Source organism: Arthrobacter sp. GAS37 (assembly GCF_044908325.1).
In the GTDB taxonomy this organism is placed as follows: Bacteria; Actinomycetota; Actinomycetes; order Actinomycetales; family Micrococcaceae; genus Arthrobacter; species Arthrobacter ramosus.
The window spans coordinates 32,434-53,926 of the sequence record NZ_JBIYDB010000016.1; the positions used below are offsets into that span (position 1 = coordinate 32,434).

22 protein-coding genes are annotated in these 21,493 nt (G+C 63.8%); 16 read left to right on the plus strand and 6 right to left on the minus strand.

Annotated elements, in window-relative coordinates; all coding sequences use genetic code 11:
• The first annotated feature begins 13 nt into the window (after positions 1-13).
• Positions 14-850 (plus strand): polyphosphate--glucose phosphotransferase, encoded by an 837-nt coding sequence (ppgK, locus tag ABH924_RS14015; protein WP_404499667.1) that lies wholly within the window; start codon positions 14-16, stop codon positions 848-850.
• On the opposite strand, the gene ABH924_RS14020 is transcribed toward ppgK, so the two are convergent.
• Both ABH924_RS14020 and ABH924_RS14025 read right to left on the minus strand, forming a co-directional pair.
• Positions 847-1,551 carry an alpha/beta fold hydrolase gene (locus tag ABH924_RS14020; RefSeq protein WP_404499669.1) on the minus strand — a complete coding sequence of 235 codons (705 nt, stop codon included), beginning with the start codon at positions 1,549-1,551 and terminating at the stop codon, positions 847-849. The genes ppgK and ABH924_RS14020 overlap by 4 nt on opposite strands.
• A gap of 74 nt (positions 1,552-1,625) precedes the next feature.
• Positions 1,626-3,542 (minus strand): FAD-binding monooxygenase, encoded by a 1,917-nt coding sequence (locus ABH924_RS14025; protein WP_404499671.1) that lies wholly within the window; start codon positions 3,540-3,542, stop codon positions 1,626-1,628.
• Positions 3,543-3,728: 186 nt separating this feature from the next.
• On the opposite strand from ABH924_RS14025, the gene ABH924_RS14030 reads away from it, so the two are divergent.
• The 7 genes from ABH924_RS14030 to ABH924_RS14060 all read left to right on the plus strand — a co-directional run bounded on the left by ABH924_RS14030 (position 3,729) and on the right by ABH924_RS14060 (position 10,842).
• Positions 3,729-5,186 carry a fumarylacetoacetate hydrolase family protein gene (locus ABH924_RS14030; protein WP_404499673.1) on the plus strand — a complete coding sequence of 486 codons (1,458 nt, stop codon included), beginning with the start codon at positions 3,729-3,731 and terminating at the stop codon, positions 5,184-5,186.
• Positions 5,179-5,853, plus strand: coding sequence for a GntR family transcriptional regulator (locus tag ABH924_RS14035; RefSeq protein ID WP_404499675.1), 675 nt, complete (start codon positions 5,179-5,181; stop codon positions 5,851-5,853). Before ABH924_RS14030 ends, ABH924_RS14035 begins: the two co-directional genes overlap by 8 nt.
• Positions 5,854-5,911: 58 nt before the next feature.
• Entirely contained in the window at positions 5,912-7,438 is a 1,527-nt protein-coding gene (gene hpaE / locus ABH924_RS14040; protein WP_404499677.1) for a 5-carboxymethyl-2-hydroxymuconate semialdehyde dehydrogenase, read from the plus strand.
• Positions 7,439-7,549: 111 nt separating this feature from the next.
• Positions 7,550-8,638: a 3,4-dihydroxyphenylacetate 2,3-dioxygenase gene (gene hpaD, locus ABH924_RS14045; RefSeq protein ID WP_404499679.1), complete on the plus strand. Its 1,089-nt coding sequence runs from the start codon at positions 7,550-7,552 to the stop codon at positions 8,636-8,638.
• 53 nt (positions 8,639-8,691) lie between these two features.
• A complete protein-coding gene (gene hpaH / locus ABH924_RS14050) occupies positions 8,692-9,477 on the plus strand; it encodes a 2-oxo-hept-4-ene-1,7-dioate hydratase (RefSeq protein WP_404499681.1) in 786 nt (261 codons plus the stop codon).
• Positions 9,462-10,298 carry an HpcH/HpaI aldolase/citrate lyase family protein gene (locus ABH924_RS14055; protein ID WP_404499683.1) on the plus strand — a complete coding sequence of 279 codons (837 nt, stop codon included), beginning with the start codon at positions 9,462-9,464 and terminating at the stop codon, positions 10,296-10,298. The genes hpaH and ABH924_RS14055 overlap by 16 nt, the downstream gene beginning before the upstream one ends.
• Before the next feature lie 118 nt (positions 10,299-10,416).
• Positions 10,417-10,842 carry a hypothetical protein gene (locus tag ABH924_RS14060; protein ID WP_344789209.1) on the plus strand — a complete coding sequence of 142 codons (426 nt, stop codon included), beginning with the start codon at positions 10,417-10,419 and terminating at the stop codon, positions 10,840-10,842.
• Positions 10,843-10,853: 11 nt separating this feature from the next.
• Here ABH924_RS14060 and ABH924_RS14065 read toward each other — a convergent pair whose 3' ends face one another.
• Positions 10,854-10,994 (minus strand): hypothetical protein, encoded by a 141-nt coding sequence (locus ABH924_RS14065; RefSeq protein ID WP_234751762.1) that lies wholly within the window; start codon positions 10,992-10,994, stop codon positions 10,854-10,856.
• A gap of 200 nt (positions 10,995-11,194) precedes the next feature.
• On the opposite strand from ABH924_RS14065, the gene ABH924_RS14070 reads away from it, so the two are divergent.
• Positions 11,195-12,403, plus strand: a complete 1,209-nt coding sequence (locus tag ABH924_RS14070; RefSeq protein ID WP_404499685.1) for an aspartate transaminase — start codon at positions 11,195-11,197, stop codon at positions 12,401-12,403.
• Between the two features lie 45 nt (positions 12,404-12,448).
• Positions 12,449-13,123 carry a 4-carboxy-4-hydroxy-2-oxoadipate aldolase/oxaloacetate decarboxylase gene (locus ABH924_RS14075; protein ID WP_059388748.1) on the plus strand — a complete coding sequence of 225 codons (675 nt, stop codon included), beginning with the start codon at positions 12,449-12,451 and terminating at the stop codon, positions 13,121-13,123.
• Between the two features lie 128 nt (positions 13,124-13,251).
• On the opposite strand, the gene ABH924_RS14080 is transcribed toward ABH924_RS14075, so the two are convergent.
• Entirely contained in the window at positions 13,252-13,473 is a 222-nt protein-coding gene (locus tag ABH924_RS14080) for a hypothetical protein (RefSeq protein WP_404499688.1), read from the minus strand.
• 134 nt (positions 13,474-13,607) lie between these two features.
• Positions 13,608-14,540, minus strand: coding sequence for a LysR substrate-binding domain-containing protein (locus ABH924_RS14085; RefSeq protein ID WP_234751768.1), 933 nt, complete (start codon positions 14,538-14,540; stop codon positions 13,608-13,610).
• Between the two features lie 511 nt (positions 14,541-15,051).
• Between ABH924_RS14085 and ABH924_RS14090 the strand changes: the two genes are divergently transcribed.
• From ABH924_RS14090 to ABH924_RS14110, 5 genes are read left to right on the plus strand one after another with little or no spacing between them, the layout of a single operon-like run.
• The gene (locus tag ABH924_RS14090; RefSeq protein ID WP_404499690.1) at positions 15,052-15,840 is read left to right on the plus strand and encodes a LamB/YcsF family protein; all 789 of its coding nucleotides are present in this window, start codon (positions 15,052-15,054) and stop codon (positions 15,838-15,840) included.
• A gap of 1 nt (position 15,841) precedes the next feature.
• Positions 15,842-16,564 (plus strand): allophanate hydrolase subunit 1, encoded by a 723-nt coding sequence (locus ABH924_RS14095; protein WP_404499692.1) that lies wholly within the window; start codon positions 15,842-15,844, stop codon positions 16,562-16,564.
• On the plus strand, positions 16,561-17,574 hold the full coding sequence (locus tag ABH924_RS14100; RefSeq protein WP_404499694.1) for a biotin-dependent carboxyltransferase family protein: 1,014 nt from the start codon (positions 16,561-16,563) through the stop codon (positions 17,572-17,574). Before ABH924_RS14095 ends, ABH924_RS14100 begins: the two co-directional genes overlap by 4 nt.
• Positions 17,575-17,631: 57 nt before the next feature.
• Positions 17,632-18,972 carry an MFS transporter gene (locus ABH924_RS14105; RefSeq protein ID WP_404499696.1) on the plus strand — a complete coding sequence of 447 codons (1,341 nt, stop codon included), beginning with the start codon at positions 17,632-17,634 and terminating at the stop codon, positions 18,970-18,972.
• A 56-nt stretch (positions 18,973-19,028) separates the two neighbouring features.
• Positions 19,029-19,778 (plus strand): SDR family oxidoreductase, encoded by a 750-nt coding sequence (locus ABH924_RS14110; RefSeq protein ID WP_078107213.1) that lies wholly within the window; start codon positions 19,029-19,031, stop codon positions 19,776-19,778.
• Positions 19,779-19,899: 121 nt separating this feature from the next.
• Here the strand turns inward: ABH924_RS14110 and ABH924_RS14115 are convergent, their stop codons facing one another.
• Positions 19,900-20,334 carry an acyl-CoA thioesterase gene (locus ABH924_RS14115; RefSeq protein ID WP_084784486.1) on the minus strand — a complete coding sequence of 145 codons (435 nt, stop codon included), beginning with the start codon at positions 20,332-20,334 and terminating at the stop codon, positions 19,900-19,902.
• A 226-nt stretch (positions 20,335-20,560) separates the two neighbouring features.
• Here ABH924_RS14115 and ABH924_RS14120 point away from each other — a divergent pair, with 226 nt between their 5' ends.
• Positions 20,561-21,454, plus strand: a complete 894-nt coding sequence (locus tag ABH924_RS14120) for a cytochrome c oxidase assembly protein (protein WP_404499699.1) — start codon at positions 20,561-20,563, stop codon at positions 21,452-21,454.
• The last annotated feature ends 39 nt before the right edge of the window (positions 21,455-21,493 follow it).

Genomic DNA, 21,493 nt, shown 5'->3' on the forward strand with positions numbered 1-21,493 from the left:
GAAACGGACAAACATGCCTGAAAACATGACAAGTGCCGGCCATTTCATCGGCGTTGACATCGGTGGAACCGGCGTCAAGGGCGGGATCGTCAACCTTGAAAAGGGTGAGATCCTGTGGGGCCGCGTTCGTCTAGCCACGCCCCAACCGGCTGATCCGGAATCCGTCGGCGATGTTGTTCGGCAGCTCGTGGACGAGCTCACCGCAGGAAGCGAAGCAGGACGTGATTCAACCGTTGGCGTAACCTTTCCGGGCATCGTCCAGCACGGCACGTCCCGATCAGCGGCAAACATGGACAGGACCTTCATCGATTTCGACATCGGCACCCATTTCTCCGATCGCATTCGGCGACCGGTCGCCGTCCTGAACGACGCCGACGCCGCAGGTCTCGCGGAAGCCCGCTACGGCGCCGGAAAGGGAACACGCGGCACGGTTTTGGTCATTACCCTAGGCACCGGGATCGGATCAGCCCTGATTTTCGACGGAAACGTAGTGCCCAATGTCGAGCTCGGTCACATTTCCATCGACGGTCACGACGCTGAAACCAGGGCATCCGCCGTCGCCCGTGAACGTGACGGATTGGGCTGGCAAGAATACAGCGTCCGCTTGCAACGTTACCTTTCTGAACTTGAGTTCATGTTCTCGCCCGAACTCATCATTGTGGGCGGAGGCATTTCCCAACGAGCCGACGAATACCTGCCTCACCTCAACCTGAGGACCCCCGTCGTTCCCGCGAAGCTCAGGAACGACGCCGGCATCGTCGGCGCAGCCATCCAGGCTGCGTCAGCCACATCGGGCCTTCGGGGTTCTGCTTCTCCCACGAGGCGATCGACTGGATCGAATCAGCCCTAGCCCGTCCGCTCAACCGCCGCAAGAATGGCTCTTCCGAGTTCGATCGGTTTGGTGAACTGGGGCCAGTGACCGGTCGGCAGATCCATGAATTCGACGTCGTTGATGCGCGCGAGCTCGGCCACGAAGGGATGGCCGGATTCGATCCATTCGCCGAGCAGGCTGGAGGGGAACTCGCACGCGATGATGGTGGCCGGGACGTCGTAGCGGCGCACATCGTGCAAGCGCTGCTTATCCGTGGTGACGTTCTTTGGTTCCGGGATGGCCCGTGCGCGGAAGGCAGCCCGCAGCTCGTCATTGAGGTCCACGAGGTCCTCGTTTTCGAAAAGCTCCCATGGTGGCAAGGGCACGGCGTCGCCCTCAACAGGCAGTTCGTCGTTGATGACGCCGCCCTCGCCAAGCGGTCCGCTGTCCACGTACACCGCCCGGACCACGCGGTCCGGGCGGGCGTCGACGGCGCCGTGGATGATGGCACCTCCGCCGGAGTGGCCGACCAGTACAACGGGATTGCCAACAGCGTCGACAGCCGCCACTACGGCGTCGATGTGATCCCTGAGGCCGATGCCGGACCGTGGAGCGTCAACGGCCTCCAGCCCAGGCAGTGTGAGCGGGTGAACCGTGTGCCCCGCAGCAACGAGCGGCGGCGTGACCTCCGACCATGAAGAAGCGTCCAACCAGAATCCGGGAACCATGATGATGTCCATGCCGGTACCCTACGACGGGCCACCGACAGAATGAACCCTTCGACAGGTTCGGCGGGTCAGGCCTCCCCAACAGCTCACACGGCCGCGGTCCGTCCCGATCGAAGGAGGGGCGCGAAGAACGCGGCGAGTTCCGCCGTCGCGGTCAAGGGCAAAACGTTCGCCACGTACTGGTCCGGCCGCACCACCACAACGACGCCGCCGCGGTCAAGGCCGCGCAACTCGAAGATGTCAGCGGAAGGGTCGGTGCCGTAGACGTTCTCAAGGTACGTGAGCTTGACCGGTCCGACCTGCGGCTTGAATGCCTCCGGCACGGCCCCGATGTCGACGCTAGTGTGCTCCTGCTGGTAGATCACTTTCACGTCGAACCACGCGTCACGGTCAGCGCCCGACGGCGTTGCGGCCAGCGGCGAGTCCGGCGAGTTCGCGATCCACTCGGCAAAGTCGACGACCGGCGACGTTCCGCCTTGTGCCGTCCCGGCCTTGCTTGCGTCCGCGAAGACGTAGATGCGCCACCGTCCGTCCGCCTTGGCCTGGTGGCCGAGTTGCACCGGGTTGGTGTCGCAGACGCGCACCACGGGCGCGGACTTGAATCGCTTGCCGATGGTGAATCCCGTGGCCAGGCCTTGGTGTGTGGGCCCGGCGATGAGCGGCGAGGGGGCGTAATGGGTCATGAAACCGGCAGGGAACTCTGCCGTGCTCACGTAGAAGTTCTCCAGCTCGGTGGGGTCCTCAAATTCCTCGGGCTTCTTCGCCATGAGCGTGGACCACTCTTTGTCGAAGTCGATGAGGTTCTTGGCAACGACTTGGCGCTCGGCCGAGTACGTGGACAGGAGGTTCTCCGGGCTGCGGCCCTCGAGCACGTGCCCGAGCTTCCAGGCCAGGTTGAACCCGTCCTGCATGGAGACGTTCATGCCTTGCCCGGCCTTTGCGCTGTGGGTGTGGCAGGCATCGCCCGTAATGAATACGCGCGGCGTGCGGGTGCCGCGCTCGTCCGGCAGGACGTCGTCGAACCTGTCAGTGAGGCGGTGGCCCACTTCGTAGACGCTGTGCCAGGCGACGTTGCGCACATCGAGCGTGTAGGGGTGGAGGATGTCGTTCGCTTTGGCGATGATCTCCTCGATGGTGGTGCTGCGCACGGAGCGGTTGTCATTCCGGTCCACCTCGCCGAGGTCGACGTACATGCGGAAGAGATGGCCGCCTTCGCGCGGGATCAGCAGGATGCTGCCGCCCGTGCCGGACTGGATGGCGCATTTCGTGCGGATATCGGGGAAATCCGTGACGGCAAGGACGTCCATGACGCCCCAGGCGTGGTTGGCTTGGTCGCCGGCGAGCGTGCAGCCGATCGACTCCCGCACCTTGCTCCGGGCGCCATCCGCCCCCACGACGTACTTGGCCCGGACAATCCGCTCCTGGCCTTCGTTGGGTCCGGCGGTGTGGAGAAGGGTAACCGTGACGGGGTAGTCGCCCTCACCGCTGACCTCGAGGCTGCGGAACTCGTATCCGTAGTCGGGAGTCATGCGGGTAGGGGAGTTCGCCATGAACTCGGCGAAGTAGTCCAGCACGCGCGCCTGGTTGACGATGAGGTGCGGGAATTCGCTGATGTCTCCGGTCGGATCGTCGAGGGCGCGGGCGGTCCGGATGATGCGCGCGGGGTCCGCGGGGTCTGGCTTCCAGAAGGCCATCTCGGTGATCCGGTACGCCTCGGCGATGATCCGCTCGGCGAATCCGAAGGCCTGGAAGGTCTCAACGCTCCGGGCCTGGATGCCGTCGGCCTGGCCGATCGCGAGCCTCCCGGCGCGGCGCTCCACGATCCGGGTTGTGACGCCCGGGAACTGGGACAACTGCGCGGCGGCGAGCATGCCGGCGGGGCCGCTGCCCACGATGAGCACGTCGACCTCGTCGGGAAGATCAGCGGGTCTGTCGATGCCGACGCCGGCGGCCGCTTGGACTCGCGGGTCACCGGATACATAACCGTGGTGGTGGAACTGCATGGGCTTTCCTCACTTCATCGTGTGGTTGTTCAATTATAGAACTTTGAATTCTCTATTTGAACCCAGAATTGGATTCAAACTGTACGGCAGGCGTGGCGGGGGTTACAAGGGTGAGAGGGGTTGACGTCCTGAAGCTCCCGGGTCATAGTTATCGTATACGATTTCGTACTCGATGAGGAGTAAATCTTGGAAAAGGTCACCGACCACATCCTGGCCGCGGCCCGCAAAGTCATCGCGGTGCATATCAACTACCCCAGCCGGGCGGCCCAGCGTGGCCGTACTCCGGAGCAGCCGTCATACTTTTTGAAGCCTTCGTCGTCCCTGGCTCTCAGTGGCTCGACAGTGGAACGTCCGGCCGGCTGCGAACTCCTCGGCTACGAGGGCGAGATAGCGCTGGTCATCGGCAAGCCTGCCCGCCGCGTGGGCCCCGGGGACGCGTGGAGCCACGTTGAGTGGATCACGGCCAGCAACGACCTCGGCGTCTACGACCTCCGCTACGCGGACAAGGGCTCCAACCTCCGGTCCAAGGGCGGCGACGGCTTCACCCCGGTGGGCCCCGCGCTCATCCCGGCCGCCGACGTCGACCCCTCCCAACTGCGCATCCGCACCTGGCACAACGGCGAACTCGTCCAGGACGACACCACCGAAGACTTGCTGTTCCCCTTCGCCCGCCTCGTGGCCGATCTCTCCCAGCTCCTCACGCTCGAAACCGGCGACATCATCCTGACCGGCACCCCGGCCGGCGCCTCGGTCGCCCAGCCAGGCGACGTCGTCGAGGTTGAAGTCACCGCCGGCGGGCTTAGCAGCGGCCGTCTGGCCACAACAGTCACGGAAGGTACGACGCCGTTCGCGGACTTCGGTGCCCGGCCCAAGGCCGATGACATCCAGCGGGAGGAAGCGTACGGTTCCCGCGAAGCCGCCGGCCTCGCCGTCGTCGTGCCTGTCCTGACCCCGGAGCTGAAGAAGAAACTCGAAAGCGTCGCCACCGCCACGCTGTCCAGCCAGTTGCGCAAGCGCGGGCTGAACAACGTGAGCATCGACGGGCTGCAGGCCACGCGCCCGGACCGCCGCGTTGTCGGGCTCGCCCGGACGCTGCGTTATGTGCCCAACCGCGAGGACCTGTTCACGACCCATGGCGGCGGCTTCAACGCCCAGAAACGCGCCATCGACTCCGTGAACGAGGGCGAGATCCTGGTCATGGAAGCCCGGGGCGAAAAGGGCACCGGGACGGTCGGCGACATCCTCGCGCTGCGCGCCCAGATGCGTGGCGCTGCGGCCATCATCACCGACGGCGGTGTCCGCGACTATTCCGCGGTGGCAGGACTGGACATGCCCACCTACTTCGCCAACCCGCACCCCGCCGTGCTGGGCCGCCGCCACATCCCCTGGGACACCGACATCACCATCGCTTGCGGCGGGGCCACGGTCCAGCCCGGGGACATCATCGTGGCCGACTCGGACGGCATCCTGGTGATCCCGCCGGCCCTCGCCGGGGAACTGGTGGATGAGTGCATCGAGCAGGAGAAGGAAGAGGCCTTCATCTTCGAGATGGTCAAGCAGGGCAACAGCGTGGACGGTTTGTATCCGATGAACGCGCAATGGCGTGCCCGTTACCAGCAGTGGGAAGGAACCCAAGGTGACTGAAACCGCCGTCGGGAGCAAGTCCGAGCAGGCCTATGCGGCCGTCAAGGCCCGCATCGTCGAGGGCACCTACACGCCGGGTTACCGGCTGGTGCTGGCGAAGATCGCCGAGGACCTGGGCGTGAGCGTGGTGCCGGTCCGGGAGGCGATCCGCCGCCTGGAGGCCGAAGGGCTCGTAAAGTTCGAGCGCAACGTCGGCGCCACAGTTTCCGGGATCGACCCCACGGAATACCTGTACACGATGCAGACCCTGAGCATCATCGAGGGAGCGGCGACGGCGTTGTCCGCACCCCTGATCGGCGCCGCGGATATCGCCCGGGCCCGTGCGGTGAACGCCGAGATGCGCGACTGCCTGGAGCATTTCGATCCGGTCCGCTTCACGGCGTTGAACCAGGATTTCCACAGCGTGCTCTTTGAACATTGCCCCAATCCGCACATCCTGGACCTCGTGCACCGGGGCTGGAACCGGCTCGCCTCGATCAGGGCCTCGACGTTCCGCTTCGTCCCCGGCCGCGCGCAGGAATCCGTCAAAGAGCACGAGTCGCTGCTTCAGCTCATTGAAAGCAACGCCGACCCCGACACCATCGAACAAGCCGCCCGCCGCCACCGCAGCGCCACCCTCGACGCGTACCTCGCACAAAGCAACGCGGGGTCACTTAGCGCCCATTAAGCGGCCCAACATGGGCCGTAAGTGACCCCGCGTTGCCAAAAGTAAAGGAAGAGAAACAATGACGTTCACTGCACCAGAAACCACCTCCCATTACGTCCCGAAGGACCTTCCCACCCACATCCAGCACTTCATCAACGGCAAGTTCGTTGACTCCGTCAGCGGCAAGACCTTCGACGTCCTGGACCCGGTCTCCAACGGCAACTACGCCACCGCCGCGGCCGGGCAGAAGGAAGACATCGACCTTGCCGTCGCCGCAGCCCGCGAAGCCTTCGTGAACGGCCCGTGGCCGAAGATGAAGCCGCGCGAGCGTGCCCGTGTCTTGAACAGGATCGCCGACGCCGTCGAAGCCCAGGAGGAGCGCCTCGCCGAACTCGAAACTTTCGATACCGGCCTGCCGATCACCCAGGCCAAGGGCCAGGCCCTGCGCGCGGCGGAGAACTTCCGTTTCTTCGCGGACCTGATCGTTGCACAGTTCGACGACGCCATGAAGGTCCCCGGCGCCCAGATTAACTACGTGAACCGAAAGCCGATCGGCGTCGCGGGCCTGATCACGCCGTGGAACACCCCGTTCATGCTCGAGTCCTGGAAGCTTGCCCCGGCCCTGTCCACCGGCAACACCGTGGTCCTCAAGCCGGCCGAATTCACCCCGCTCTCGGCCTCGCTCTGGGCCCAGATCTTCAAGGACGCCGGCCTGCCCGACGGCGTGTTCAACCTGGTCAACGGGCTCGGCGAGGAAGCCGGCGACGCCCTCGTGAAGCACCCGGACGTGCCGCTGATCTCCTTCACCGGGGAGACCACCACGGGCCAGACGATCTTCCGTAACGCCGCAGCCAACCTCAAGGGCCTGTCCATGGAGCTGGGCGGCAAGTCCCCGTGCGTCGTGTTCGCCGACGCCGACCTGGACGCCGCGATCGATTCGGCCCTGTTCGGGGTCTTCTCCCTCAACGGGGAACGCTGCACCGCCGGCTCCCGGATCCTCGTCGAACGCGCGATCTATGACGAGTTCTGCGAAAAGTACGCCGCCCGCGCGAAGAACATCGTCGTCGGCGACCCGCACGACCCCAGGACCCAGGTCGGCGCCCTCGTCCACCCCGAGCACTACGCCAAGGTCGCCTCGTACGTGGAGATCGGCAAGTCCGAAGGCCGGCTGCTGGCTGGCGGCGGACGCCCGGAACACCTGCCCGCAGGGCTCAACAACAGCAACTACATCGCTCCGACGGTGTTCGCCGACGTCGCCCCCGACGCGCGGATCTTCCAGGAGGAGATCTTCGGCCCCGTCGTCGCGATCACCCCGTTCGAGAACGACGACGAAGCGCTCGCCCTCGCGAACAACACCAAATACGGCCTGGCGGCCTACATCTGGACCCAGAACCTGACCCGCGCCCACAACTTCGCCCAGAACGTCGAAGCCGGCATGGTGTGGCTCAACAGCCATAACGTCCGGGACCTGCGCACGCCGTTCGGCGGCGTCAAGGCTTCCGGCCTGGGCCACGAAGGCGGCTACCGCTCGATCGATTTCTACACCGACCAGCAGGCCGTGCACATCACCCTCGGCGCTGTTCATACTCCTAAATTCGGCGCCTAACCCAACTAACTCGCACTTGTTGTCGTTATGAGGCTCCAAAACGACACTTACTGCGAGTCAGTTGGGTGGCACTTTCAACAAAGACCCCCCTTTCAAAGAAGAGAGAACCCCATGACCAACTTCGTCCCCACTCCCACCGTCCCGGCGCCGGATATCGTCCGCTGCGCCTACCTCGAACTCGTCGTCACGGACCTTGCGAAATCCCGTGAGTTCTACGTGGATCTCCTGGGCCTGCACGTGACCGAGGAAGACGAGGACACCATCTACCTGCGCTCCTTTGAGGAGTTCATCCACCACAACCTGGTCCTGCGCAAGGGACCCGTCGCCGCGGCCGCCGCCTTCGCGTACCGGGTGAAGTCCCCCGCCGAAGTGGACGCCGCCGAGGCCTACTACCGGGAGCTCGGCTGTCGGGTGGAGCGCCGCAAGGACGGCTTCACCAAGGGCGTCGGCGACTCCGTCCGGGTCGAGGACCCGCTGGGCTTCCCCTACGAGTTCTTCTACGACGTCGTGCACGTCGAACGCCTGACCCAGCGCTACGACCTCTATTCCGCCGGGGAACTGGTCCGCCTGGACCACTTCAACCAGGTCACCCCCGATGTCCCCCGGGGCCGGAAGTACCTCGAGGACCTGGGCTTCAGGGTCTCGGAGGACATCAAGGATTCCGACGGCGTCACGTACGCCGCGTGGATGCACCGCAAGCAGACCGTGCACGACACCGCCCTGACCGGCGGCAACGGACCGCGCCTGCATCACATCGCGTTCTCCACGCACGAGAAGCACAACATCATCCAGATCTGCGACAAGATGGGCGCCCTGCGCATCAGCGACCGGATCGAACGCGGCCCCGGCCGGCACGGCGTCTCCAACGCCTTCTACCTATACATCCTGGACCCGGACGGGCACCGCATCGAGATCTACACCCAGGACTACTACACGGGTGACCCGGACAACCCCACCGTCACCTGGGACGTGCACGACAACCAGCGCCGCGACTGGTGGGGCAACCCCGTCGTCCCGTCCTGGTACACCGAGGCCTCCCTCGTCCTGGACCTGGACGGCAACCCGCAGCCCGTCATCATCCGTGAGGAAAAGAGCGAAATGGCGGTCACCGTCGGTGCCGACGGCTTCTCCTACACGCGCCAGCCCGACGGCGGCCCCGCCGGAGAAAAGATGGGATTCAAGATCGGCTCGCAGCTCTAGGCCCAAAGCCCTCAACGTATGCTGACCGCAGGATGGCCGAATGGAGCGTGGAGATGCTTGACCCGAAGACGATAGAAACCATTGCGGACGAACTACTGGAAGCCGGCCGGTCCCGGACCCCGGTGCCGCGCCTGACTGCCCGCTACCCGGAGATGACGGTCGAGGATTCCTACGCCGTGCAGCAGTTGTGGCGGCGCCGGAACGAGGATGCCGGGCGCACGCTGGTGGGCCGCAAGATCGGGCTGACGTCCAAGGCCATGCAGGACGCCACGGGCATCACGGAACCGGACTATGGCGCCATCTTCGACGACATGGTCCTGGAAACCGGCTGCTCCGTGCCGTGGGACCAGTACACCCACCCGCGGGTGGAGGTGGAGCTGGCGTTCGTGCTCAAGAAGGACCTCTCCGGCCCCGGTTGCACGATCTTCGACGTCCTGAACGCCACCGACTACGTGGTTCCGGCCCTGGAGATCCTGGATTCCAGGATCGAGATGGAGGGCCGGACCATCGTGGACACCATCTCGGACAACGCGGCCATGGGCGCCATGGTGGTGGGCGGACGCCCGGTCCGCCCGGACGCAGTCGACCTCCGCTGGGTATCGGCGATCCTGTATAAGAACCAGACCGTGGAGGAGACCGGTGTCGCCGCGGGCGTCCTGGACCACCCGGCTAACGGCGTGCATTGGCTCGTTAACAAGATCGCCCCGCACGGTGACGGGCTGAAAGCCGGGGAGATCATCCTCGCCGGCTCCTTCACCCGCCCGCTCTGGGTGTACAAAGGCGATACCGTCCACGCCGACTACGGACCCTTGGGAGTTGTCACATGCCGGTTCGAGTAGAACCAGACCGCACGTTCCGCGAAGCCCTGGCCGCAGCGGACCGGCCCCTCGTCGGGATGTGGGTATGTTCGGGCAGCCCCCTGATCGCGGAACTGTGCGCCGGGGCCGGGCTGGACTGGCTCCTGATCGACGCCGAACACAGCCCCAACGGCCTCGAATCCATCCTCGCCCAGCTCCAGGCCGTCCGAGGCTACCCCGTCCAGGCCGTGGTCCGCCCTCCGGTCAACGACAGCGTGCTCCTCAAGCAATACCTGGACCTGGGCGTGCAGGACCTGCTCATCCCCATGGTCAACTCCGCCGCGGAAGCCAAGGCCGCGGTCTCGGCCGTCCGCTACCCGCCGCATGGCATGCGGGGCGTCGGCTCGGCCCTGGCCCGCGCCTCGCGTTGGAACCGCATCCCGGACTACCTCGCCCGCGCCGCGGAGACCATCAGCGTCACGGTCCAGATCGAAACCGAGGCCGCCGTCGCCGCCGTGGAGGAGATCCTGGCGGTCGACGGCGTCGACGCAATCTTCGTCGGGCCGTCCGACCTCGCAGCGTCCATGGGCCTTCTGGGACAGCAGGAACACCCGAAGGTGCGCGCCGCCGTCGAGCACTGCCTTACTGCGGCGAAGACCGCGGGCAAGCCCGGCGGCGTCAACGCCTTCAATGAGGCGACGGCCCGTGCGTATATGGACGCCGGTGCGTCGTTCGTGCTGGTCGGCGCGGATGTCGCCCTGCTGGCGCGCGGCACGGAAGCCCTCGCCGACAAGTTCATCCCGACAGCCCCCGACGGCGGAGCGCCCTTTGGCGGGACAGGCGACACGCCGTCGAGCTACTGAAGTAGGTAGGTAGTCGGTACTCTTCCGGAGGTCCTTGGACAGAGCTACATTGGATATCCCCGAGGCCCCTCGGGGGCGGTCGAGGAGGGGGTCGTCCGCAACTTCAATGGAGCATGCCGTGGTCGCGCAACCAGATCTAAATCCTCAACAAGCTGCAGCCATCGCCCAACCGCCGGGTGCAAGCCGTTCAGGCACCGTCGAGTACGATCTTCGGGCTGTTTACGTCCCGCAGTCCGGGCTGTTCCTGGATGATGAGGGGCGCGAATTCTTCGTCACTGCCGTGGAATTCTGGGAGCACGCGACGGTAGTCAGTCTGTGCTGGAAACGCAGGCCCATGGCAGGGCAGGGAAGTCCGCCCTTGGTTGCCACGGATGAGCACGACCGGGTGCTGGGCGTGAAGCGCATCTGGAACGTCGGTGCGCGATCGATCCAACATTTTGAACCGATTTCAACGTCAGCCCGCGCATTGACAGTGCTCATCGCCAGGAAAACAGGAACACAGGAACTGTTTAGCTGCAGGACGCCTCCGGCAAAGAAGGAGTGAGGACGCGAGGATTAGGCGGGCCGTCGGATTCGGCGGGTGGCCTTGCGGATGTGGTCCGGCGTGAGACCGGTCAGCGATGCAAGTTCGATGTCGTCGCACACCCTGCTGCCTGCGCGCTCCTCCGCGGAAATACCAATACCGCGTGAACCCATAAGGAAAGTGCATGGAAGATTCCCATATGTGTTTGAAATTTCCCTAAACGACTACAGAGCCCCCATATGGATCAGGCGGTCATAAGGGTCTCTTATTGATCCACGCACATTAGGTCTTATCCACGGCGCCCGGCAGTGCCTAGTCTCGAAATTGGGGATTCGACACCCGAATCCTGAGTTTCACGATTCTGGAGAAGACAATGTCCGAGTACCTGCCGGCGTCGAGGGTCACACGCATCAAGTCCTCAGCGAGCGTTGCGGCCGCCGCCCGCGTCCGTGAACTACGAGCCGAAGGCATCCCGATCATCGACCTGACCGTCGGCGAGCCGGACTTCGACACCCCCGACCACATCAAGGCGGCCGCTATCGAGGCGATCAACGCCGGCGAGACCAAATACACCTCGGTGACTGGAACGCCCGAGCTGCAGACCGCCATCCTCCGCCGGATTGAAAGCCACACCGGCGTGCACTACGCAGCGAACCAGCTGACCATCGGCGGCGGTGCCAAGCAAGTCCTCTACGTTGCGCTCATGGCATCGCTCAACGAGGGCGACGAGGTCATCGTCCCGGCACCGTACTGGGTGTCCTACCCGGACATGGTCCTCGCCAACGACGGCACGCCCGTGATCGTCGCTTGCGGAGAAGACGCCGGCTTCAAGCTCACGCCCGCCGCCTTAAAAGAAGCCATCACGCCCAAGACCAAGTGGCTCATCCTCAACGCTCCGTCCAACCCGACGGGAGCCGTGTACTCACGCGAAGAACTGCAGGCGCTGGGTGCCGTCCTTGAGGAATTCCCGCACGTCTACATCCTCACCGACGAGATCTACGACGAAATCCACTTCGGCGACGGCCGCGTGACCAGCCTCGTCACGGCGGTTCCTTCCCTGCGCGACCGTATCCTGCTGGTCAACGGCGTCTCCAAGGCCTACGCCATGACCGGTTGGCGCCTTGGCTACGGCGTGGGCCCGGCGCCTTTGATCGCGGCCATGAACAAGCTGCAGTCGCAGACGTCCTCGTGCCCGTCCTCGGTCAGCCAGGCAGCCGCGGCAGCCGCGCTGAACGGTGACCAGTCGTTCGTCCGGGACAGCGTGGAGGTCTACCGCAAGCGCCGGGACGTCGCCGTCGAAGGCCTCAACGCCATTGACGGACTTTCCGTCGCCCCGGCCGAGGGTGCCTTCTATGCGTACGTGAACTGCAGCGGCGTCATCGGCAAGACCACTCCGGACGGCGCGGTCATCGAAAACGACCAGGACTTCACCCTGTACCTCCTCAACGCGGCTGCGGTCGCCGTCATCCAGGGCTCGGCATATGGCCTTGGCCCCTACTTCCGGATCTCCTTCGCCACATCGCTGGAGACCATCAACGCCGGCGTGGACTCGATTCGCAAGGCAGTCAGCGCCCTCAACTAAGCCCTACGGGCACCCCAGAAGCCAGCCAAGAGAAAGATTCAGGAAATGATCCACGTTAAGACCAAGTTCCAGAGGCCGGACGCCGACGTCGTCAGTCGCCTTGCGGCGTTTTCCTCCGCGACCATCCACGAAGCACAGGGGCGCCGCGGCGCACTGAGCTCGAAGATCAAGCCGATCGACCGCTCCATGTCGTTCTGCGGCCCGGCCGTGACCGTGGCTTGCGCCCCGCAGGACAACCTGATGCTGCAGGTAGCCATCCACTACGCCCAGGCAGGCGACGTGGTCCTGGTCGGTGCGCAGGAATTTTCCGACGCCGGAACCTTCGGCGACGTCTTGGGCAATGCCATGAAAGCCAAGGGCATTGCAGCGATGGTGACGGATTCGGGCGTGCGGGACACCCAGGACCTCATCGAACTGGGCCTCCCGGTGTTCTCGGGCAGCGTCTGTATCAAGGGCACGGTCAAGGAAACCCTTGGGCCGATCAACCACCCGCTCGTCTTCGGTGATGAGATCATCTACCCCGGCGACATCCTCCGCGGTGACGCTGATGGCGTCGTGGTAGTGCGCCGTGAGGAAGCCGAGGAGGTCATTGCCCTCTCCCAGGCCCGGGACGACGCCGAACGCGAGCTCATCAAGGCCTACCACGCGGGAGGCACCACCATCGAGTTGTGCGGGCTGACGGAGAAGCTGAAGGCCAAGGGGCTTCTGGTCGAAGACTGATTGTCTCGCTGGGGCCGGTCACCGAATGCGGTGGCCGGCCTTTGCGCGCCCGTTTCCGGGCGCGCAAAAGGCGCCTTGCCGGGGGCAGGGCGCCTTGAGTCGTGCGAGGGGTTTGAGGAAACCCCGAGTCAGTCCAGTCCGGGGTGTCCTGACCGTGCGTCGACCAGGTACCACTCGATGCTGTGTCCCGCGTGGGCCGGCATGAGGCTTCCTTCGAAGACGAAGAGGGGTTCGCCCACGCCGCTCACTGGACGCCAGAAACCGTTCCTTGGGCAGTGGAATCCGGTCCGTGCACTGATCGCTCCGAGGGTTGGATTCGAAGCCCACCGGGTCTGGCTGATCTTTTTCACCGCTGTTCCTTTGATTGGGTTCACGGAATCCGCGAGCCGCTTTCGAATTACTTGCTAATTCGATAATAGGAAATTAAAACGCCCGTGAATAAGACCAAAGATGTCTGTCCGGATAAGGCAATGTTATGGATGGATCAAGCCTCGGGTGTATCGGCCGCGTACTTGCTGATCAACTGTTGCTGGAGCATCTCCTTGACCAGGATGAGCACGGCGGAGGCGGCCTCGGACAGCGGCTCATGGTCGGGGGTGCACAGGGCAATCTTGCTCTGCAGGGCCGGTTCGACGATCCGCAATACCTTGAAGTTCTCATCAGGGAAGAGCGCATCAGCGGCGGACTTAGGAAGGACGGTGGCCCCGAGGTTTGCGCGGATGAGCCGAACAAGCGACGGAACCGATTCCACTTCGCCTACGAGCCGGAGGGGCAACCCCTGCTCGGCCAGTCCCTTCTCGATGATCTGGCGCAGGGTGTGGTTCTTTTCGGGGAGGAATAGTCCAAGGCCGCTGGCTTCTTCGAGGGTGACCGTTGTTCGACCTTGGGCCACGTCGACGTCTTCGTGGGTCACCAAGTGCAGGTCTTCCACAATCATGGTGGTGAACTGCACTCCACGGATCTTCCCCGGCTCATAGATCAGGGCCATGTCGAGGCGGCCGTTCTTGATTGCCTCGCTCAGCACGCCGCCGAAGATTTCGGTCAGGTGCACCACAATGTCCGGGTATCGCCGGCCAACCTCGCGGATGATCTGCGGCGTCAGGCTCGAGGCCATGCTGTACGGGGCGATGGCGATGGACACCCTGCCCGACGGCGCGGCCCCGGATGTCGCTACGTCCTGCCGTGCTTGTTCGACGAGTCGCAGGATGGTCTGGGCGTGGCGATAGAGGGTGTGCCCCGCGGCGGTCGGCTCGACTCCTTGCTTACTGCGGATCAGCAGGCGTTGCTTCAAATCGCTTTCCAGCGCCGACACCTGCTGGCTGAGGGCAGGTTGCGCGACGTGGAGCGCGGCGGCGGCCTTGGTGATGCTCCCCGAATCAACGATCTTGACAAAGTATGAGAGCTTCCGCGTGTCCATGGGTCTGCCTTCCTCCAGGCCCTCATCGGGGCCTGGATACCATAAGGAAATTCTATGTAGGGACACACAATCCGTCTTTGTGTGACCTGTCTCTCAACGACTAATTTGAGATCCACATCCCCATGGTGGCGTTTCCCAATCATTACTGACAGTTCGTTGACTCCCCATCAACCGAATTGTCCCGATACCCAAATATAGACGCATTCGGTGACCTGCCGTCGTCAACCTTCAACAAGGAGGACGACGACGGCGGTTCGGCGGCATGCGGTCCCCGCCAGCAGCATGTGTGCCGTAGGTCATAACCGAGAGCTATCCCGTGATAGCGAATAGGTCTTTGTGCCCGAAGTTCGTCGGTGCGAGACTTCTATCACCAAAGAATTACCGACAGTTCCTCTGATTGACGAATTTTAGCCAAACACTTTCAATCGAACAGGCAACTGAATTCTTCCGATATTCCAGCCGTTCGTATGGAATTCCGGACCCCAATGCAGAACCACGGAAAGAGAACCACGTGAACTCGACAATTGATCTTGTAGCGGATCTTGGAGAGGGATTCGGTGCCTACACCATAGGCAGCGACTCCGATCTTCTGGAGATCGTTTCAAGCGCCAATATCGCTTGCGGGTTCCACGCGGGCGATCCCGACATCATGGACGCCACCGTTGCTGAATGTGTTCGCCGCGGGGTGGGTATTGGGGCCCATCCCAGCTTCCCTGACCTGCGTGGTTTCGGCCGCCGGGACGTGGGCCTGACAGCCAAGGAGGTACGTGCGGACGTGCTGTACCAGTTGGGAGCCCTGAACGGCTTCGCCGCCTTCCACGGAACCAAAGTGACCCACATTGCGCCGCACGGCCGGCTGGGGAATCTCGTGGCTGTCCGTGCGGACTACGCTGAGGCCGTGGCTGAGGCCGCCGCCCGCGTGGACAACGAACTCATCGTGGTAGCGCAAGAGGGCGAGTTGGCCAAGGCGGCACGTTCCGCCGGCCTGGACGTGGCCATTGTTGGCATCGTCGACCGCGCGTACCAGGAAGACGGCACGCTGGTTCCGCGGAGCGAGCCCGGCGCCGTACTGCACGATCCCTCGGCCATTGTCGAGCGAACGGTCCGCATGGTGTGCGAGGGCAAGATCCGATGCGCCAACGGCACTGACATCGACATCTCCACGGACACCGTCCTGCTTCACGGAGACAACCCCGGCGCTGTCGAACTCGCCCGGCTCATCCGTTCGGAGCTCATCTCGGCCGGCGTTCGTATCGCCCCGTTGGCAGAGGTCATGGATGCCAAGAGGAAGGCGGCCTGACATGTCCGTTCTCACTGCGGCTCCCACCGAGATCTATGAATCCGGAGACTCCGCATTGCGCGTTGTCGCCCTTGCTGAAGCAAGCGAGGACAACTGGCTCACAGTCCACCGTCTAGCAGACTGGCTGGAGAGCTGTGGCGCCGAGGGCCTCCACGGCGCGGTACCCACCTACGATTCCGTGTTGGTGGAATTCGACCCCGTCCTCGTGTCGGCCCGTCAGGTGCGCGCGTTCGTCAAGCTGGGACTCCTCGAAATGGGCCGTTCCGCCGGCGCCGCCACGGCACCCCGTGAGTTTGACGTCCCGGTGGTCTACGGCGGCGACTTCGGTCCCGACCTGGAGCGGGTAGCCGAATACCAGGGCATCTCCACCGAGGAAGTCATCCGCCTCCACACCGAAAAGACCTACACCGTTCGCTGCCTGGGTGCACCGGCTGGCTCGCCCATGATGGACGGCCCCGCGTTCTCCAAGCCCGTACCGCGTCTCAAGGATCCCCGACTTAGCGTCCCGGCAGGGGCCGTGGCCGTGGCAGGACGCCAAGCCGTCATCGCTCCCGCGTCCGCGCCGGGTGGTTGGTGCGTTATCGGTCAGACCCCTTTGACCGTCCTGAACATTCGTCGTGAACCACTGGTCCCTTACAAGCCAGGAGACATTCTCCGGTTCCGTCCTATCGAGGCCGGAGAATTCGACTCTTACGTCGGTATGGAATTGGAACCAAGGCCATGAACGGGCACATCCTCATCCAGCAACCGGGAAACTCCGTGGTCACAGACCTTGGCCGTTTCCGCGGACCGCGCTTTGGACTGCCGGTCAACGGCGCCCTGGACCAGTATTCGGCCCGGACTGCCAACATCCTGGCCGGCAACCTGGACAACGATCCCCTGGTGGAGATCACGGCCCTCGACTTCAGGATGAAGGCCGACTCCGACATCCTGATCGCAGTTACGGGCGCTTCGCTGGCGCTCACCGTCGGTGGGCGTCCGTGCAGCCAGTGGGAACCGGTTTCGGTCCGTGCGGGCGAGACGGTGGCCATCCGGGGAATCAACCGGGGCCTCCGTGCCTACCTGGCCGTCCACGGCTCCGTGGAGGCGCCAACGCTGCTGGGTAGTTGTGCCCCGGACACCGTTGTGGGCTTCGGCCTGCAACTCAAGGAAGGAACCACACTCCTGACCCGCCGCAGCGTGGGCCCTGTTCGCCAACCGTACTTCGATCTTCCGCTCTTCCGCCTTGGCCTTGAACGGCCGAACATGGGTCAGGAACTGATGGTCGATGTGACCGACGGTCCGGATGTCGCCGAGTTTGGCGATTCCGCCGAATTGCTCTTCACGTCGGAATACGCCGTGAGTGGCCGGAGCAACCACATCGGCCTCAGGCTCGGCGGACAACTTCCGGAAAGAACCTCAAGCGGTGAAGTGCTGTCGCGCGGGGTCCCGGTGGGCGCCGTCGAAGTTCCCTCACGGGAAGAACTGCTGGTACTGCATCGGGGACGCGGCGTCACTGCCGGATATCCGGTCCTCGCTGTGGTCACCTGTAATGGCCTGGATGTCCTTGCCCAAGCCCGCCCGGGCGACAAGGTCCACTTCAGGAAAACAACGGTGGCGGAGGCAACTTCCGCCCACCGGCGCTCGCGGGCGCAACTTGAAACTCTCCGCGAATCCGTGAACACAGTCTTCGGACTCCTTGGCATTGGATGCCGACCCCAGTGGCAGGACCTCCCGGTTGCGGCATGCAGCTAAAAACCTGTCGTCAAAACCAATAGGCGTTGCTACGCTCAACATCAAGAAGGAAATGTCATGACCGCTAACACCAACGCTGCACAAGTGCAGCATGAACGGCTCACAGGCCGTCAAACGCGCAAGGTTGTCACCGCAGGCTGCGTTGGCATCTTCGTGGAACTCTATGACAACGGTATCTTCGCGTTTATGGCCGGAACACTTGCCTTGGTGTTCCTTGCCCCGGGCAACCCGGACAACGCCTTGTTGTTCGTGTTCGCCGGCTACGCAGTGTCGTTCTTCGTCCGGCCCCTTGGCGCGGTTGTTTGTGGCTACTTGGGTGACCGGATCGGCAGGCAAAAGCTACTGGTCTTCGTCATTCTGCTGATCAGCGTGGCCACCGCCGGTATCGGAATCCTGCCCACGTACGCGGCTATCGGCATCGCGGCGCCCATACTGCTCGTCCTCCTGCGGCTCCTGCAGGGCTTCTCGGTCGGTGGCGAAGCCGCCGGCGCTATGACCTTCCTCGCTGAACACGCCCCCGAGGGCAAGCGCGGCATCATCACCTCCTACGCACAGATCGCTTCGTTCGCAGCCCTGCTCACCGGCACCCTCGTGGCGTTCTCCATGTCTCCTTGGCTCACCCAGGCCGCGATCGACGGCGGTGGCTTCGGCTCCTTCGCATGGCGGATTCCTTTCCTGGTCGCCATTCCCATGGGCGTCATCGGTTGGTACATCCGCAAGGCCATCGCGGACACCCCCAACTTCACAAAGCTGAAGGAAGAGGGCGGTCTCTCCAAGAACCCGCTCAAGGAGGCCTTCCAGTCCGCTGAGCACCGCCGGGCCATGGTTCTGGCCCTCTTCATCCCGCTCATGAACGGCTCCGGCTACTACGTCCTGTTCTCCTACATGCCTACGTTCCTCAAGGGCAAGCAGCTCAACTTCACCATCGGCGAGGCACTGTTCATTACCGCCTGCAGCCTGGTTGTCATCTGCATCGCCATTCCTTTCATGGGTGCCCTGTCCGACCGCATCGGCCGCAAGAAGGTCATCGCCGGCTCCGCTATCGCCATGACCATCCTGGGCATCCCGTCCTACGCCCTCATCGCAACGGGAAACATGGGCCTGGCTATCCTTGGCGCCTCGATCATGGCCGTTGTCTTCGCCGGCCACACGGCCGTCATCCACATCCTGATCGTTGAGCTGTTCCCCACCCGGGTTCGGTACTCCGCCTACGGCCTCGGCTACAACATCTCCTCCGCGCTCTTCGGCGGAACGGCCCCGTTGCTGATGACCTGGCTCATCAGCAGCACCGGCAACATCTACATGCCCGCCTTCTACGCAGTCATCACGGCCCTCGGCACGCTTGCAGCCGTGAGCACGGTCAAGGACCGGGCCCACGAACCCCTGCGCGACGCTTAGGCGCCGCTGACCTCGGGCACAGTTCGTGCCTTCCATTTCCACTCTTTGGAGAACCGATGTCTTTTTCCGACTACAACACCGCCCTCGTCACCGGAGCGTCAACCGGTATGGGTGCCGCGATCACGGAGCGCCTGGCCAAAAGAGGCCTGACTGTTCACGCCGTGGCGCGCAACGAGGAACGCCTCAGCGAACTGGCCGATCGTACGGGTGCTATCCCGCACGTAGTTGACCTGACCGACACAGCGGCCCTGACCGCCGTTGTGAGCGAACTGAAGGTCGACGTCCTGGTCAACTGCGCCGGAGTTTCCCGGCCCGGCAACCTCCTGGACTCGTCCGAGCAGGACATCGACGAGCTCATCGACGTCAACCTTCGCGGCCTGCTTCAGCTCACGCGGCTGGTCCTCCCGGGCATGGTGGAGCGCGATCTCGGCCACATCATCAACATCAGCTCGATCGCAGGCGTCTACAACTTCTACGGCCACACGGTGTACCACGCCACGAAGGCAGCCGTGCACCAGATCTCCCGGCAACTCAGGAACGACACGGTCGGCAAGCGCATCCGCGTGACCGAGATCTGCCCCGGCCGGGTGGAAACCGAGATCTTCGGGCGGAACATGGGCGGCACGCCTGAAGCCATGGAAGAAGCGTGGAAGACCTACTACGAAGGCTACGAGTCGCTGACCACTGACGACATCGTCAACGCCCTCGACTACGCCATCGAAACCCCGCGCCACGTCAATGTGGGCATGCTGGAACTCATGCCAACGTTCCAGGTCCCCGGCGGTCTCACCTTCGACAGGCGCTGATCACAACAAGCTGGCGGCCGCGAATTTCGCGGCCGCCAGCACCCGTTTCCGGGGAAAAGCTTTTGGACTGGGCCGCCGCTTTAGGGGGCCTGCCGCTTGAGGAGGGCCCGACGTCGGGCGCTCAGTCCTCGTGGAGCGCTTGCGTTAAGTGGTGCGTGGGGATGCGGTCGCGGTCATAGGTGATTTCCGTGTAGCCGTGCGGTTCCGGCCGGCCATCGTGCCCGAGGTTGACGAACACGATTTCCTCGATGGTCAGGATGCTGTCGCGGGTGATCATGTTGCGCACCTCCGCGCGCATGGTCAGTGATGTCCGGCCGAAGCGGACTGCGGTCAGGCCCATCTCCACCAGATCGCCCTGGACGGCCGAGCTGACGAAGTTGATTTCGGAGATGTACTTGGTGACGGCGCGGCCATTTCCAAGTTGGAGGATTGCGTAGATTGCTGCTTCCTCATCGATCCATTTCAGCAGGCTTCCACCGAACAGCGTTCCGTTGGCGTTGAGGTCCTCCGGGCGTATCCACTTGCGGGTCCGGAATGTGATGTCAGCCTTTTCCATAATGCGAGATTAGCCGAGGCCGGGCGCCCGCGTCTCCTGCGGCGTGCCATGCTCGGCGCGACTCCGTAACATGGATACGGTGCACCCGGTTCAGGGCACAACACGACACGCCGATTCGCGCACCATGCGGCACACCGGGAACGCGCTGGAGGAACACCATGAATCTCGACAAAACCGACCACAGCGCCGGGCTGAGCGCCCGGTCTTCCGACGTGGACCACTGACCATGCCGCCGTTGGACGCCGTGTTGGGCGCCTGGTCAATGAACTGGCCCGCCCTGGTCATTCTTATTGCCGCAGTCGTCCTGTATTCAAAGGGCCTGATTGCCGCTAAGCGCTGGGATATCCGCTGGCCCTTGTGGAACTCGTTTGCCTTCTTCTTCCTTGGCCTGGGCAGTTTCGCGGCCCTGAGCTTTGGATTCCCGGGAACCTACAGCCACGATCTGCGGTGGGCATTCACCCTCAAAGTGACGTCTTATCTGTTTGTGGTCCCGCTGTTGATTGGCCTGGGCAAGCCGCTAACACTTGCAAGGCAGACCCTTGGCCCCGTGGGCGCGGCGAGGGTGGAAGCGGTCCTCGGGCATCGGCTCGTTCGGATGCTCAGCAACACGCTCGTGGCGGCGCTTCTGGGGCTCGCCATGTTCACGGTGTTCCTGACCCCGTTCTTCTACGTGCTCCGGACCAACCCCGCCGCCGACGTCATCCTGACTTTGATGGTGCCCGTCATGGGACTCCTCATGACCGTACCGATCATGGAAGACGGCGCAGGACGCACCTCATCGCTCATCGTGGTCGAGTTCATCTTTGTATTTATCGAGCTGCTCGCCGATGCGGTGCCTGGGGTCCTGATGCGGCTCAGCCCCGGAATTCTCGACGGCGCCACGTCAGTCTTGGGCAATCAGCCAGGCTGGTTCCCCTCGCCGCTGCGGGACCAGCAACTCGCGGGAGACCTGATGTGGTTCCTCGCGGAGATCGTGGATCTTCCCCTCATCATCCTGATGTTCGTCCGGTTCTCCCGGAGCGACAAGCACGAGGCCAAGAGCTTCGACGACCTGAGTGATGAAGAAATCGAAGCCCTGAATCGGGCACATCTGGGGCAAGGCGGACGCAGCCTGGATTGATGCGGAGGGCGGCCGCGGATGGAGGGCGGCCGTGGCCGG